Here is a 14,400-nt window from a genome sequence, read left to right on the forward strand (position 1 = left end):
GACGCATGACAGGGACTGTCTTAATCCCTCCCCCGGAGTCGTCCTGCTAAACTGCCGACGCTTTTTACATAGGACCGCGGCGTGAAACTGGTAGTCGCCATCATCAAGCCCTTCAAAGTGGACGAGGTGCGGGAGGCGCTATCGGAAGCCGGCGTGGCCGGCGTAACGGTGACGGAGGTCAAAGGCTTCGGGCGCCAGCGCGGGCACACTGAGCTGTACCGTGGCGCCGAGTACGTCGTCGACTTCCTGCCCAAGTGCAAGATCGAAGTGGCGATCGACGACGATCGGGTCGACCAGGTGCTGGAGACCATCGTGCAGGTCGCGAACACCGGCCGGATCGGCGACGGCAAGATCTTCGTGATCCCCTTGGGTCACGCCGTCCGCATTCGCACCGGTGAAACGGACGCCCGGGCCATTTAAGAAAGAGACTGTTTGGAGACCGCCATGCTCAGATCCGTCTTGTTGCTGACCCTGGCCGCGGCTTCGCTGGCCGCCGGCGCCGCGCACGCCGACGTCTACAAGTACAAGGACGAGAAAGGCAACATCCAGTACACCGACAAGCCGCCGTCATTGCCGGCCGAGCGGCTCAACGTGCAATCCCAGCGTACCGACATCGTCGCCGCCCAGGAGCGCTCGCAGGCGGCCATCAAGGCCAACACCAGCGCGCCACCGGCGGCGGGCAACTCGCCGGCCGAACAGAAGGCCGCCGCAGCCGCAAGCGCTCAGGACAAAGCCGACCGTTGCATCAAGGCGCGCGAGCGTTACGATCAATACATGAATTCGCAGAGACTGTACGAAGAAGGCAAGGACGGCGAGCGCCGTTATCTGACCGACGCCGAGCTCGATGCCGCGCGCGCCTCGGCCAAGGCTTCCATGGATGTGTTGTGCCAGTGACCCTGCGAGCTGGATTTGTCGGCCTGGGCGCAATGGGCCTGGGCATGGCGCGCAATCTTCACAAGCAGGGACTGCTGAGCGCCGTATGGAATCGCACGGCTGAAAAGGCCACCGCGCTCGCCCAGGAAACCGGCTGCAAGGCCGTCGGCAAACTCGCCGATCTCGCGCCCCTGTGCGATGTCATCGTGACTTGCGTGTCCGCGGATGCGGATGTGCTCGCGGTGATCGATGAACTGTTGCCGGTCATCGAGCCGGACACCATCGTCATCGACTGCTCCACCGTCAGCGCCGACACGGCGCGAACCGCTGCTCATCGGCTGCATAAAGCGGGCGCGCAGTTTCTCGATGCGCCGGTCAGCGGCGGGACCGAGGGTGCGCGCGACGGCACGCTCGCCGTCATGGTCGGCGGCGATGAAAAAGCATTCGAACGCGCGCAGCCGGTGCTGCAAGCGATGGGCAAGGCCGTCACGCACTTCGGCGCCAGCGGCTCGGGCCAGGCGGCGAAGGCTACGAATCAGATCATGTGTGCGGGCGTCATTCAGGCGGTCGCCGAAGCCATGGCGTTCGCCAAATCCGAGGATCTGCCGCTCGATCGGCTGATCGACACGCTCGGCAAAGGCGCCGGCTCCAGCTGGTACTTCGTGAATCGCGCGCCGAATATCCTGCGAGACAGCTATCCGGCCGGCTTTCGCGTGAAGCTGCACGAGAAAGATCTGAAAATCTGCCGCGAGATGGCCGCGCGCCATGGCGTGCAGCTGCCCTTGATCGAGATGACGCTGGTTCATTACCGGCGCCTGATCGAGCAGGGTCATGGCGACGAAGACATTTCCACGCTGTTCCGACTCAAGGATGCGATGTTCGCCGCAGCCCGGGACAGCAGCACGCCGCGACACAAACCTTAATCGTCCAGCCATGGCGGCGTCCGTCTCCGACTCCCGCGCCACGCCGTCATCGCCGGCCACCAAGGCGCCGACTTTCTTCCTGCCGGATTTTTGCGACTCGCCGGCCGTGTTCGTGGTGGTGTTGATCGGCGAGCTGGTGGCGCTGGTGATCGCGCTGGCGCGGCAGGCCCTGCACGACAATTTCTGGATGGACCTGGCCGGCAGCTCGATGTTCCTGTTGTGGATCGGGCTCACCTGCTCGGCCGTGCTGTGTCGTTCGCGTGCGTGGCTGCAGACGATGCCGCCGGCGCGCGCGGCCATGGTCGCAATCGGCCTGCTGGTCCTCACCATCGGCATCGTTTCGGAAGCCGTGTTTCAGGTGGGTCGCATCTGGAGCGGCGACATCGAGAGCGTCGGTCCGAGCTTCTTCCCCCGCGAGCATGCCAGCTTCGTGCTGAGAAACGTTGCGGTCGGCTTCATCGTGAGCGCGCTGGCGCTGCGATATTTCTATGTCAGCGCCGAGTGGAAGCGAACCATCGAGCTGGAAGCGCTGGCCCGCATCCGCGCTCTGCAAGCACGGATTCGCCCGCACTTCCTGTTCAACAGCATGAACACCATCGCCGCGTTGACCCGCTCCAGTCCGGAGCGCGCCGAACAGGCGGTGGAAGATCTCGCCGATTTGTTCCGCGCCAGCTTGAGCGATGCCAGCGCTCGTATTTCCTTGAAGGACGAGCTGGACATCGCCCGCACCCATCAGCGAATCGAACAACTGCGCCTGGGCGAGCGCCTCACCGTGCGTTGGGATGTGGATGAGCTGCCGATGCGCGCGCTCGTGCCGAGCCTGATCGTGCAGCCGCTGCTCGAGAATGCCGTGTATCACGGCGTCGAGACATTGCCGCGCGGCGGCGAGGTTTCCATCGTCGGCCGGCGTCACGACGATCAGGTGCACATCGAGGTGCGCAATCCCATCCTGGCCCAGTCCGGCTACGTCAATCGCGAGGGCAACCGCATGGCGCTGGAGAACATCCGCCAGCGCCTGGAGCTGGCCTGGCCCGGCCGCGCCAGGATCGAGACCGAGCAGCGGGACGGGGAATTTTGCGCCCGGCTGATCTTTCCGTATGCTGGCGACGATATGGTAAGCGGCTAGCCGGGGTCGGGTAACCAACACAGATGCGTCTGTTAATTGTCGATGACGAGTCGCCTGCGCGGGAGCGGTTGCGGCGGCTGTTGGAAGAAATCGAGGACTGCGAAGTCGTCGGCGAGGCCGACAATGGCGAGCAAGCACTCGCGACCTGCGGCGAGCTGCGCCCCGACGTCGTGCTGCTCGACGTGCGCATGCCCGGCCTGTCCGGCATTCAGATCGCCCGCCATATCGATTCGCTGGAAGACCCGCCGGCGGTGATCTTTACCACCGCTTACGATCAATACGCCGTGGAAGCGTTCGAGACCGAAGCAGTCGGTTATCTGCTCAAGCCGGTTCGCAAGGAAAAGCTCGCGCATGCCTTGCGCCACGCTTCGCGCATTTCTCCGAACCGTCTGGTGAAAGTCGCCGAATCGGCCCGGCTCGACCATCGTCGCGAACAGATCTGCGCGCGGCTCGGCGAAACGCTCAAGCTGATCCCGCTTGCGGATATTTATTATTTCAACGCCGATCAGAAGTACGTGACCGTGCGCCACAAGGGCGGCGAAAGCCTGATCGACGAATCGCTCAAGGCGCTCGCCGAAGAGTTCGCCCCGGACTTCGTGCGCATCCATCGCAATGCCCTGATCGCGGAGAAATACATCTCCGCCGTGGAACGCACGGATTCAGGCCAATACGTGGTGCGAGTTCGTGAATGCGGCGACGTGCTGGAAGTCAGCCGGCGCCACGCTTCCGAGCTGCTCCGGCGCATTCGCGGCGAGAGTCACTGACCTCGCTGCTGCCGCAGGTGCATGAAGCGCCGCGCGGTGGAATAGATCAACGCGCCGCGACTCACCCAGCGCATCAGCCGTTTCGGCCCGATCAACGCGACCACGGCCACGCCGCCGATCAATACCGCCGGGTTTTTCGCCAGGCGTTGAGCGGCGCCGAGCCCTCGGTCCAGCCCGCTCAGATGATGCTCGATCTCGTTCATGGTCGAGCCGAGCTCGCGACGCTGCACGGCTGCACGCAGGCGCAGGTTGGAATGCTTCGCCGCCAGCTGGTTGAAACGTTCGCTCACAAACGCGCCTTGAGCTGATCCCGGTCCCTGGCGAGCTCGGCCAATGTATCGTCGAGCAGCGGCGGCTTGGTCGCCAGCTTGTGACGCAAGATCAAGCCCGCCACGACCGCGACCGCAATGAACATTCCGATCATGGCCACGGACGCGGCCAGCCGGTGCGTGTCCCAGAACACGAAGATCACCGCCAGCGCGACCAGGAACAATCCCATCATCGCGGCGAACGCCGCGACGAAAGCCCAGAGCAGAATCGCTCCAACCTGCCGCACCTCTTCCTGCAACTCGGTGGTCAGCAGCTCCAGCCGGGTGTGCACGATGGCGACGAAGGTCGCCAGGAAATTGTTGAGCGACTGAAACAGGCCGTGCACCGGTCGCGGAGTTTCCTCCGCGCTCCGGGCGTGGGCGGTGATGTGCGGATCGTGCGTTTCCACTGCCATGGCTTGAGTCGACTCGCGAGGCCGCGATCAGCGACGGGCGAGCAGCAGCCCCAACACCAGGCCGACGCCGGCGGCGATGCCGACCGCCTGCCACGGGTTCTCCTGAACGTACTCGTCGGCGGCGTCGGCGATCTCGCGCGCGCGGCGCATCGCTTCTTCCTCGACTTCGCTCAGGCGCACCTTGGCCTGGCGCAACGACTCTTCGGCACGGGCACGCACTTCCTGGACCTTCTCGCCGGTCAGCGTCGAGGTGGCCTTGAGCAGCGCCTCGGCATCCTCCATGACGGTCTTCAAGTCGGCGACCAGTTGATCGGTAGTCACTTCTACTCGGGCATTCATGAGTCGTTCCTCTCGAGCTGCAAGCTGCAGATGTTAGCAAACCAGTGAGCGTGCGGCGGTGCTAGCATGGCGACCTTTGCCGCGGGCCCGCGGCCCACACGGAATGGAAGACCCATGACCCAGCCGCCACGCGTCGCACCGGTGAAAGATCGGTTCTACGCACGCACGTTCGCATTGGTGACGTGCCTGGTGCTGGGCCTGGCCTTGTTCAAGATCGTGCAGCCGTTCCTGGGGCCGCTGCTGTGGGCGATCTTCATTGCGTTTCTGCTTTATCCGCTGCATGTGCGGCTGGCCGCCCGGCTGCGTGGCAAACCCCAATGGTCGGCGGCGTTGCTGACCGTGCTCACATTCGTCGTCATCATCGGTCCGCTGACCGCGCTGAGCGCGGCGTTCGCGGCCCAGGTCGGCGACCTGCTGCAGATCGTGCAAGACAAAGTCGCCGGCCAGACAACTGGCAACGTGTTGAATCTGGCGAATGTTCCCTGGGTGCGGCAAGGCCTGGACTGGCTCAACAACACGCTCGACATCGATCTGGCGCAGCTGCAAAGCTGGATCACGCAAGCCTCCAAGGAGACCTTGCAGTCGCTGGCCTCGCTGACCGGCAAGGCCTTCATCGGCGCGATCGGCACGGTGGTCGGCTTCGTGCTGATGGAATTCATGCTGTTCTTTTTCATCCGCGACGGCGGCGAGATGATCCAGACCGCGCGCGAGCTGATCCCGATGGCCGAGACGCACAAGGCCAAGCTGTTCGACCATCTGGCGGCGGTCACACGCGCCATGGTTTATGGCACCGGGCTGACGGCGCTCATTCAGGGTGTGCTGGTCGGCATCGCTTTCCTGCTCGCGAGTCTGCCCTCGCCCATCGTTTTCGGCGTGATCGCCGCGCTGTTCGCCTTGCTGCCGTTCGGCGGCACCGGGCTGGTCTGGGGCCCGGCGGCGATCGTGCTGGCGGCGCAGGGCCGCTGGGGCTGGGCGATTTTCATGCTGATCTGGGGTGCGATCCTGGTGTCGCTGGTCGACAATGTGGTGCGGCCGATGCTGGTGTCGGGCCGCGCCAATGTCGGTACGCTCACCGTATTCATCGGCGTGCTCGGCGGATTGGCCGCCTTCGGCGCCATCGGCCTGTTCCTCGGGCCGGTGGTACTCGCGCTGATCATTGCGCTGGTTCGTTTCAGGCTCGAAATGCGGCGCGCGGAAGTAGCAGCCAAGGCCTTGTCGGCGGAATGATCCGCCCCGGCGAGCGCCTCGCTGGCTGGTTTATAGAATTGTCATGAGTATCTCCGAACATACATTGCGCATCGCCACGCGGCAGAGCCGCCTGGCCCTGTGGCAGGCCGAGCACGTCGCGGCCTTGCTTAGAAACAAGCACCCGGGCCTGAAGGTCGAGCTGGTGCCCATGACCACGCAAGGCGACCGCATCCTGGATCGCCCGCTGGCCAACATCGGCGGCAAAGGGCTGTTCATCAAAGAGCTCGAGCTGGCCATGTCGGAGCATCGTGCCGATATCGCCGTGCATTCCATGAAAGATGTGCCGAGCGATATGCCACCGGGTTTCATGCTGGCCGCGATGCTGCCGCGTGCCGATCCACGGGACGCGTTTGTTTCTACGCACTACAAGGATTTCGCGAGCCTTCCGCAAGGCGCGCGCGTCGGCACGTCGAGTTTGCGTCGGCAATGTCAGTTGAAGAATGTGCGACCGGATCTGGAGCTCATCACTTTGCGTGGCAACGTCGATACGCGGTTACGCAAGCTCGATGAAAACCACTACGACGCCATCATCCTCGCCGCCGCGGGCTTGATCCGCCTCGGCCTGGAGAGCCGCATCACCGAATACTTCAAACCGGAACAATCGGTGCCGGCCGTCGGTCAAGGCATCATCGGCATCGAATGCCGCGATGACGATGCACGCAACATCGCTTACGTGCGCGCGCTGAATGACGCTCAGTCATGGCAATGCTGTGTAGCCGAGCGCTCGTTCGCGCAGCGACTCGAAGGCAGCTGCCAATCTCCGATCGCCGGATTCGCGACGCTCAGCGGCGATCGGTTGCAATTGCACGGTGTGATCGGTTCGCCCGACGGCAAAGAGATGTATCGTGGCGCGCATATCGGCAGCATCGACGATGCCGAAGCCATCGGTGTGCGGCTGGCCGAAGAGCTGTTGAAAGATGGCGCCGGCCCACTCCTCGAACGCTTGCGGCAGGAGTCGCCATGATTCCGAAGGTCATGCCGCCACTGGCCGAGCTCACTGTTCTCGTTACGCGTCCGGCTGCGCAAGCAGCCGGCCTGTGCGAACAAATGCAGCGAAACGGCGCGGCCGCTATCGCATTTCCCGCGGTCGAGATCGAACCGGTCACCGCCGAAGCGGCGCGTGGCCACGACTTGATCATATTTGTGAGCGTCAACGCAGTCGCTCACGGCGTGCACTTGATCGAGAAGGGTCCGACGACGCGCATCGCCGCCATTGGCAAGGCGACCGCGGCGGCGTTGAAAGAGACATCGCTGCCGGCCGACATCGTTCCTGAAGCCGGTTTCAACAGCGAAGCTTTGCTCGCGCATCCCGATCTCACATTGCCCGACGGAGCGAAGGTGCTCATCGTGCGCGGCTCGAGCGGCCGCGAGCTGATGCAGGAGACATTCACTGCGCGCGGTTTTATCGTCGAAACTCGCGACGTATATCGGCGCATTCGCCCATCGATCGACGACGCGACCCGCGACGCGCTCGAAACGCGCTGGCAGCTCGAAGGCATCGACGTGGTCACGGCGACCAGCATCGAAACCTTGCACAACCTGATTGGCATGCTGTCCGAGCGTGGCCGCGCGCTTCTGCGCGAAACTACACTGCTGGTGGCCAGTCGGCGCATCGCTGAGGCGGCCCAGGCGGCGGGCTTGAACGGGACGCTGATTGTCGCGAACGGCGCCGACGATGTCTCGATGATAGGTGCTTTGGCCCGCTGGAGGACTCGCGCCCGGGCGGCTTGAAAACGGCGCTGCGTGTTAGGATACGCAGGTCGCAAGCAGCGTCCTCTCCTATGGCCGAAACCGGTCCTGAAACCATCAGCTCGTCTGCTCCCGGCGATTCGTCGAGGACCCGTCGTGCACACACGTACAGTCGATTGACGACAGCTATCGCCGTGCTCGCGCTGGCGATCGCCGGCTATAGCTTGTTCCGTTTGGACTCGATGCGGGACAAGCTCGACACCGCCAACGACACGCTGGCCGCATCCAACTCGGACCGCGAGCTGCTGCGCGCCGAATTGAAGAGCCAGGCCAGCCGCGAGCGGCAGGCACATCGCGATCTGAACCGTCGTCTGGATACGCTCAACGACGCGCCTCAACAACTGCAGGAGCTGGCCTCTTCGGTCGAGGAGCTGCGCGGTCGTGCCGAAGGGCCGGAGCGCGCATGGTCACGTTCCGAGGCATTGTTTCTTCTCGAGCTGGCGCAGCGCCGGCTGACGCTGGAACGTGACGTCGAAACCGCGATCGTCGCGTTGGAATCGGCGGATCTGCGCCTGGCATCGCTGCGAGACGCGTCGTTCGCCGCCGTTCGCCAGGAGATCGCCAAGGAGCTGCAAGCGCTGCGCGCCGTGCAGTTACCGGATACCACCGGCATTCTCTCCCGCCTGATCAGCGCCGAAGAGCGCGCCAGCAAGGCCCCGGTCAAAGGCATCCTGCTGACCGAGCGCAACGGCCTCGATCGCAGCAAGCTGCCGGACGGAATGTTTGCTCGCGCCGCCGCCGTTCTCAGCGAGACCTTCTCGAATCTCATCGTCGTGCGCAAAGTGGACGGAGTGTCCGGCAGCGTGATCACGGCCGAGGAAGCGCTGCTGAGACGCCAGCATCTGCAGTTGTTGTTCTTCGCGGCCCGCACGGCAGTGATCCGTCATGACGAGCAGGCCTATCGCACGGCGCTGGCCGGCGCGCGCCGCTCGCTCGGAGAATTCTTCGATCTCTCCAAGCCCGAGACGCAGGCGCTGCTGAACGAAGTGCAGGCGCTGGAGCCGATCAATGTCGATCCCCAGCTGCCGAGCGTGAGCGGCTCGACGAACGCCCTGCGCCGGATGGTTCCGTCGCGCCGAGGTCCGGAGTAAGCACGGATGAGAAGCGGCCTTTACATCGCCGCGGCGATGATCATCGCCGGCCTGCTCGCCAACATCGTGTTGGGCGATCCGGGTTACGTAGCGCTGCGCTTCGCCGGACGACTGATCGAAATGTCGGCGGTGACGTTCGGCCTGGTGCTGATCGCCGGCTACTTCGCGGTGAGATTGTTGATCAAGCTCATCACCGCGCGCCGCGCGTGGAAGGAAGCGCAAGAAGCACGACGCCATGAGCGTGCACGTCGCAGCTTTGCTCAAGGCATCCTGGAATTGTCCGAGGGCAATTGGGAAGCGGCCGAAACCACCCTGACCCGGAACGTGCGTGAAGCGGAGTATCCCGCCGCTCACTACCTGACGGCAGCTCGCGCCGCCGACCTGCAGGGCGCGGCGGAACGTCGCGACGAACTTCTGCAGCGTGCTTTGGAAGTTGCGCCCGATCGTCGCGCGCCGGCGCTGGTCATGCAGGCCGAGGTGTTGCTTAAGCACAAGCAACTGCAGGCTGCGCTGACCACGCTCGAACAACTCGAAGCGACCAAAGAACAGAATGCGCGGGGCTTGCTGCTGCTGGCTCGCGTCTATCGACAGCTCGGCGATTGGCAAAAGCTGCAGGCACTGGAACCGCGACTCCGCAGCACTCGTGGCATCACAGCCGCGATGGCAGACGAAACCGTCGCGCAGGTTCATCTGGATCGTCTGAAAGACGCCGGCACCCAGTGCGATCTGAATGAATTGAAAGCCGCCTGGAAAGAAACGTCCCGATCGCTGGCCAAGCATCCGGAAATCGTCGTCACGTACGCGCGCGCGTCCATGGCTTGTGGCGATCACGAAGCTGCGGAATCGGCCCTGCGCGACTGCATCAACAAACAGTGGAACGAGTCCGCGGTGCTGGCGTACGGCGAACTCGAAACCGACGAGCCACTGAAGACGTTGGATCGTGCGGAAGGCTGGCTAGCGGAGCACGGCGAAGATGCGGCCTTGTTGTTCACGTGCGCGCAGCTCGCCACTCGTGCAGAGCTCTACGGCAAAGCACGTAGCTTCCTCGAAACCAGCATCGCGATCCGCCCGCGCCTCGAGGCGTATCAGCTGCTCGCGAGCCTGATGGATCAGCTGGGCGAGCGCGAACGCTCGGTGAAAGCGTTGAACGATGCTCTCGCATTCGCCGTGGGCCGCAAAGCCAACCTCCCGAAGATTCGCGCGCGCCGCTTCCAGGAACGCAGACAGAGCGATCGGCGGAGAAGCTGAGTTTTCTCATGTCCGCTCCCCGGCCCTACGCTCGCGTCACGCTGCTACCGTCGCAGCAGATCCTCACTGTCGAACGCGGCGAGACCATTCTCGACGCCGCGTTACGCGCGGGATTGAATCTTCCTCACAGCTGCAAGGGCGGGCATTGCTCGTCGTGCCGTGCCCGCATCCGTCAGGGCGAAGTAAGTTATCCGCACGGCCGCCCGCTGGGATTGATGGCGGATGAAGAACGCGACGGTTATGCCCTGCTCTGTCAGGCGCACACAGCGAGCGAAGATCTCACCATCGAAGTGCGCGAGATCCGGCCGCCGGTGCCGGAGATCGTCGTCAAGAGCCTGCCCTGTCGCATCGAGCGGCTGGAGCGTCTCACGCCCGAAATCATGGCGGTGTTCCTGCGGGTGCCGGCCAGCGAATATTTCCATTTCGTGCCTGGCCAATACCTGGACGTGATGCTGCCGCAGAACCGGCGCCGCAGTTTCTCGATTGCGAGCACGCCGGGTGACGGCAAAATGCTCGAGCTGCATATCCGTCGCGTGTCGAGCGGCGAATTCACGCAGCAACTGTTCGATGGCACGCTGGAAAAATCACTGCTGCGGATCGAAGGGCCCCTCGGACAGTTCTGGTTCCGTCGCGAATCGCCGCGACCGGCGTTGTTGATTGGCGGCGGCACGGGCTACGCGCCGCTGCGCTCGATGCTTCACAGCCTGCTCGAAGTCGGCGATCGCCGGCAGCTGTATCTCTATTGGGGTGCGCAGGCTGCTCCAGATCTGTACGAGGACGCTCACCTCCGAGCGTTGTGCCAGAAACATCCGAATCTGCACTACATCCCCGTGCTCTCGGCGCCGCGTCCCGAAGACCGGTGGCAAGGCCGAACGGGCTGGGTTCACGCCGCGGCCCTGGAAGATCATCCCGACCTCGCCAACCTCGACGTTTATGCCAGCGGCCCGCCAGTGATGGTCGAGACGATCCGCCACGAGTTCACGCATCGTGGCCTGCCGCCCGAGCAACTGTTCTTCGATTCGTTCGATTACGCGCCCGACGTGCTGGCCAAGCTCGGCAGCGCGTTCATGCCTTCACAGGATCTTTAGCTCGCAGCAGGTCGGCGAGCGCCGCTTTCAGTTCGGGATAGCGGAATGCGAAGCCGGCGCTCAGCGCTTTGGTGGGCAGCACCTTTTGCCCTTCGAGCAGCAGCTGTGACATTTCACCGAGCGTCGCTCGCAAGATTCCAGCCGGCACGCGCACCGGAATCGATCGACCGAATTGCGCCGACAATGTCTCCGCAAACTCCTGCTGTCGAACCGGCTGCGGCGAAGTGACATTGATGCCGCCGCTCATGTCTTCCTGCTTGATACAGAACCACAACAGGTCGAGCAGATCGTCGATGTGGACCCACGACTGCCATTGCCGCCCGGTGCCCAGCACCACGCGCAGACGCATGCGAGCGGCCGGAATCAGCTTCGGCAGCGTGCCGCCCGACATACCTAGCACGATACCGAACCGCAGCCGACACACACGAACGTCGTATTCCTCGGCCGCTTGTGCCGCCAGCTCCCATGCCTGGCATAGATGCGATTGAAAGATGGGCTGCCCACGTGCCGCTTCGGTGATTTCCTCGTCGCCGCGCACGCCGTAGTAACCGATCGCCGACGCATTGATCAGCACATCGGGCTTGTGTTCGAGCCGGGCGATCAGCTCGGTGAGCTTGTTTGTGACGCTCAACCGACTGTCGAGCAATTCCGTGCGACGCGCTGGAGTCCACAGCCGATCGATAATGGGCGCGCCCGCAAGATTGACGATCACATCGATGCGCTCGCTCGAAAGAATTTCGTCGAGCGATGTAATCACGCGCACCATGGAGCCGAACACGTCGCGGGCATGCTGAGCATCGCGCGTCAGCGCAACGACGCTGTGACCATCGGCGAGCAACCTGCGGCAGAGTCTGCGACCGATGAAACCCGTCGCGCCGGTGACCAGCATGATCCCGGGCGCGTCCGAGCGGACGACCCGCCGCGGCATGCGCTGCCACTCGGGCCGGCTCATGTGACGATCTTGGCGACCTTCGTGCCCATGCGCATGAGCTTCAGCAGCGTGGGTCGCGGCATGGTGCGGATCTGGTCGTACCAACCCGATAGCTCCTCGACGAACTCGAGCATATCGGCAATGCGTTGCTTCACCTGCTCGGGCGTCTCGTGATCCTTCCCGGCGTCGGCAGTAGCCTCACGCAGCATCTGCAGAGTCGGGTCGACTTCGCGCTTCTTACGCCCATCCATGATCATGGTGAGCACTTCCCATATATCCTTGCGCGCCTGAAAGTAGTCGCGCCGATCGCCCAGTTGATGAGTCACGCTGACCAGATCCCACGCCTGCAGCTCCTTGATGCTGACGCTCACGTTGGAGCGCGCCACATTGAGCGTTTCCGCAATCTCGTCCGCGGTCAGCGGCGCCGGCGCCAGGAACAGCAGGGCGTGGATCTGGGCCACCGAACGGCTGACGCCCCAACGGCTGGCCATTTCGCCCCAATGGAGCACGCAACGATGCATCGTCGGGGTAAGCTGCATTTACTTCCTGCCCTCGCGGCTTCATACCGCGAAAAGTCTTCGATTAAGTTGGTCTTGCGATCATCAGGCGCGTTGAACTCAGGGGAGTCGCTGCATCCGATAGCGGTTCATCGCCGCAGTCTAGACCCATCCGTAATTTCTGTCTTTTCTGAAATTTAAATATGCACCGACGCCGTGTCAAGTCGATGACCCGAGGGCGCGCATGAGCGCGGCTCGCCCTCATATCCTGATTGCCGGGTGTGGCTATGTGGGCCAGCGCCTGGCCGCCCGCCTGCGTGACCGGTATGAGGTCACCGCCCTGGTCCGCGCGAACGACAAGGCCGCCGCATTGGACCGCCAGGGCTTGAAGACCCTCGCCATCGACCTGGATCGGGTGCGGGCCGGGGCCAGCCTTCCCGAGCGCCTGGATCAGGAAGCCATCGTTTACCTGGCGCCGCCGCCCAGCTCGGGCGAGAGCGACCTGCGGCTCGACCGTTTCCTGCACCTGGCGTTCGTGCCGCCGAAGAGCTTCGTTTATATGAGCACGACCGGTGTGTATGGCGACGCCGAGGGCGGCCTGGTCGACGAAAGCACGCCGGTGATGCCGCGGACGGATCGCGCCCGCCGGCGGGTCAGCGCCGAGGAAATGACCCGGGTGTGGTGTCACGAACGACGCGTCCGGCGGGTCGTGTTGAGAGTGCCGGGAATCTATGGCCCCGATCGATTGCCGCTGGAACGATTGCGAAAGTCAGAGCCGGTGGTGCGGCCCGAAGACGCCGGCATCAGCAACCGCATTCATGTGGATGACCTGGTCGCGGCCTGTGAGGCGGCGATCGAGAACAAAGAAGCGCGTGGCGTTTACAACGTCACCGATGGCAACTCCATCAGCTCGACTGCCTTCCTCGACCTGGTCGCGAAGATCGCCGGCCTGCCGCCGCCGCCGCGCGTTTCGATGGAAGAAGCCCAGCTCACGTTCAGCCCCGAACGCCTGTCCTTCCTCAACGAATCGCGCCGGGTCAGCAACGATCGCATGCTGAAACACCTGGGCGTGAAGCCGCGCTATACCGACCCGGAGGCCGGCATTCGCGCCAGCCTGGAACGCTAACTCGGCTGGCTCTTTTTACTATCGAGCCACTTGGTGATGGGCTTCCACTGCTCCCAGTCCGGGCTGGCCAGATACTCGGGCAGCTCGAAAATGCTCATGCCGCGCTGGTAGGCCCGCAGATAGTTGGTCGACTGGCGCAGCTGACCCAGGTACGGCACCTTGAGCTTGTCGAGGTACTGATCCAGCTCGTCGAACAGCAGTGTGTTTTCTCGCACGCGGTTCGCCACCATCCCCAAGCGCGCCTGTTGACGTTGCACCTTGCCCAGCTCGAGCAGCTCTTCCATGAAGCGCGCCGAGGCTTTCATATCGATGGGCGACGGCATCACCGGAATGACGATGGTCTCGGCCCGCCGGACCAGCTCGTTCATCTCCCCGCCATGCGTCCGGGCCGGCGCGTCGATCACCAGCACGTCGGTATCGCGCGGCACGCCTCGTATTCCTTCGTCATAGGCCGGCACGCCGGTAATCTTGGGCAGATCGTCCGGGCGCATCGCCAGCCAGTCCAGGCTGGACCGCTGCGGATCGTAGTCGGCAATCGCCACCTTGGCGTCCTGGCCCGCAAAGTAACAAGCGATGTTGGTCGCCAGGGTGCTCTTGCCGCTGCCGCCCTTGGAGTTCATTACCATCAAGTGGCGCATGAAAATCCTCGCTTCGCCGGAAAGAAAACAATCTT

At 63.7% G+C, this 14,400-nt stretch carries 18 protein-coding genes; 12 read left to right on the forward strand and 6 right to left on the reverse strand.

Annotated elements, in window-relative coordinates; translation table 11 throughout:
- Nucleotides 1-81: 81 nt before the first annotated feature.
- The 5 genes from GYH35_RS22205 to GYH35_RS22225 are packed head-to-tail and all read left to right on the forward strand — an operon-like array spanning nucleotide 82 to nucleotide 3,686.
- A complete protein-coding gene (locus tag GYH35_RS22205) occupies nucleotides 82-420 on the forward strand; it encodes a P-II family nitrogen regulator (RefSeq protein ID WP_161810464.1) in 339 nt (112 codons plus the stop codon).
- Between the two features lie 24 nt (nucleotides 421-444).
- The gene (locus GYH35_RS22210; RefSeq protein ID WP_161829534.1) at nucleotides 445-894 is read left to right on the forward strand and encodes a DUF4124 domain-containing protein; all 450 of its coding nucleotides are present in this window, start codon (nucleotides 445-447) and stop codon (nucleotides 892-894) included.
- The gene (locus tag GYH35_RS22215; protein WP_202624494.1) at nucleotides 885-1,796 is read left to right on the forward strand and encodes an NAD(P)-dependent oxidoreductase; all 912 of its coding nucleotides are present in this window, start codon (nucleotides 885-887) and stop codon (nucleotides 1,794-1,796) included. The genes GYH35_RS22210 and GYH35_RS22215 overlap by 10 nt, the downstream gene beginning before the upstream one ends.
- 10 nt (nucleotides 1,797-1,806) lie before the next feature.
- Nucleotides 1,807-2,922, forward strand: a complete 1,116-nt coding sequence (locus GYH35_RS22220; RefSeq protein WP_161810462.1) for a sensor histidine kinase — start codon at nucleotides 1,807-1,809, stop codon at nucleotides 2,920-2,922.
- Between the two features lie 23 nt (nucleotides 2,923-2,945).
- Nucleotides 2,946-3,686, forward strand: a complete 741-nt coding sequence (locus GYH35_RS22225; protein WP_161810461.1) for a LytR/AlgR family response regulator transcription factor — start codon at nucleotides 2,946-2,948, stop codon at nucleotides 3,684-3,686.
- Here GYH35_RS22225 and GYH35_RS22230 read toward each other — a convergent pair.
- From GYH35_RS22230 to GYH35_RS22240, 3 genes are read right to left on the reverse strand one after another with little or no spacing between them, the layout of a single operon-like run.
- Nucleotides 3,680-3,976: a YqjK family protein gene (locus GYH35_RS22230; protein ID WP_161810460.1), complete on the reverse strand. Its 297-nt coding sequence runs from the start codon at nucleotides 3,974-3,976 to the stop codon at nucleotides 3,680-3,682. The genes GYH35_RS22225 and GYH35_RS22230 overlap by 7 nt on opposite strands.
- Nucleotides 3,973-4,410 carry a phage holin family protein gene (locus GYH35_RS22235; protein WP_161810459.1) on the reverse strand — a complete coding sequence of 146 codons (438 nt, stop codon included), beginning with the start codon at nucleotides 4,408-4,410 and terminating at the stop codon, nucleotides 3,973-3,975. The genes GYH35_RS22230 and GYH35_RS22235 overlap by 4 nt, the downstream gene beginning before the upstream one ends.
- Before the next feature lie 27 nt (nucleotides 4,411-4,437).
- On the reverse strand, nucleotides 4,438-4,749 hold the full coding sequence (locus GYH35_RS22240; protein WP_129641315.1) for a DUF883 family protein: 312 nt from the start codon (nucleotides 4,747-4,749) through the stop codon (nucleotides 4,438-4,440).
- A 114-nt stretch (nucleotides 4,750-4,863) separates the two neighbouring features.
- On the opposite strand from GYH35_RS22240, the gene GYH35_RS22245 reads away from it, so the two are divergent.
- From GYH35_RS22245 to GYH35_RS22270, 6 genes are all read left to right on the forward strand, one after another.
- Complete coding sequence (locus tag GYH35_RS22245) at nucleotides 4,864-5,976, forward strand: AI-2E family transporter (protein ID WP_161810458.1); 1,113 nt, start codon at nucleotides 4,864-4,866, stop codon at nucleotides 5,974-5,976.
- A gap of 49 nt (nucleotides 5,977-6,025) precedes the next feature.
- Nucleotides 6,026-6,961, forward strand: coding sequence for a hydroxymethylbilane synthase (gene hemC / locus GYH35_RS22250; RefSeq protein ID WP_202624554.1), 936 nt, complete (start codon nucleotides 6,026-6,028; stop codon nucleotides 6,959-6,961).
- Entirely contained in the window at nucleotides 6,958-7,728 is a 771-nt protein-coding gene (locus GYH35_RS22255) for a uroporphyrinogen-III synthase (protein ID WP_161829535.1), read from the forward strand. The genes hemC and GYH35_RS22255 overlap by 4 nt, the downstream gene beginning before the upstream one ends.
- Nucleotides 7,729-7,862: 134 nt before the next feature.
- Nucleotides 7,863-8,837: a uroporphyrinogen-III C-methyltransferase gene (locus GYH35_RS22260; protein ID WP_161810455.1), complete on the forward strand. Its 975-nt coding sequence runs from the start codon at nucleotides 7,863-7,865 to the stop codon at nucleotides 8,835-8,837.
- Between the two features lie 6 nt (nucleotides 8,838-8,843).
- The gene (locus GYH35_RS22265) at nucleotides 8,844-10,085 is read left to right on the forward strand and encodes a heme biosynthesis HemY N-terminal domain-containing protein (RefSeq protein ID WP_161829536.1); all 1,242 of its coding nucleotides are present in this window, start codon (nucleotides 8,844-8,846) and stop codon (nucleotides 10,083-10,085) included.
- 8 nt (nucleotides 10,086-10,093) lie between these two features.
- Nucleotides 10,094-11,173 (forward strand): 2Fe-2S iron-sulfur cluster-binding protein, encoded by a 1,080-nt coding sequence (locus tag GYH35_RS22270; RefSeq protein ID WP_161810453.1) that lies wholly within the window; start codon nucleotides 10,094-10,096, stop codon nucleotides 11,171-11,173.
- On the opposite strand, the gene GYH35_RS22275 is transcribed toward GYH35_RS22270, so the two are convergent.
- Both GYH35_RS22275 and GYH35_RS22280 read right to left on the reverse strand, forming a co-directional pair.
- On the reverse strand, nucleotides 11,151-12,125 hold the full coding sequence (locus GYH35_RS22275) for a TIGR01777 family oxidoreductase (protein WP_161810452.1): 975 nt from the start codon (nucleotides 12,123-12,125) through the stop codon (nucleotides 11,151-11,153). The genes GYH35_RS22270 and GYH35_RS22275 overlap by 23 nt on opposite strands.
- Entirely contained in the window at nucleotides 12,122-12,643 is a 522-nt protein-coding gene (locus GYH35_RS22280; RefSeq protein WP_161810451.1) for a GbsR/MarR family transcriptional regulator, read from the reverse strand. The genes GYH35_RS22275 and GYH35_RS22280 overlap by 4 nt, the downstream gene beginning before the upstream one ends.
- A gap of 202 nt (nucleotides 12,644-12,845) precedes the next feature.
- Here GYH35_RS22280 and GYH35_RS22285 point away from each other — a divergent pair, with 202 nt between their 5' ends.
- The gene (locus GYH35_RS22285) at nucleotides 12,846-13,727 is read left to right on the forward strand and encodes an SDR family oxidoreductase (RefSeq protein WP_161810450.1); all 882 of its coding nucleotides are present in this window, start codon (nucleotides 12,846-12,848) and stop codon (nucleotides 13,725-13,727) included.
- Here GYH35_RS22285 and GYH35_RS22290 read toward each other — a convergent pair.
- Nucleotides 13,724-14,365: a ParA family protein gene (locus tag GYH35_RS22290; RefSeq protein WP_161810449.1), complete on the reverse strand. Its 642-nt coding sequence runs from the start codon at nucleotides 14,363-14,365 to the stop codon at nucleotides 13,724-13,726. The genes GYH35_RS22285 and GYH35_RS22290 overlap by 4 nt on opposite strands.
- Nucleotides 14,366-14,400 lie beyond the last annotated feature (35 nt).

The sequence above is a fragment of the Steroidobacter agaridevorans genome (assembly GCF_009932555.1).
Taxonomy (GTDB): Bacteria; Pseudomonadota; Gammaproteobacteria; order Steroidobacterales; family Steroidobacteraceae; genus Steroidobacter; species Steroidobacter agaridevorans.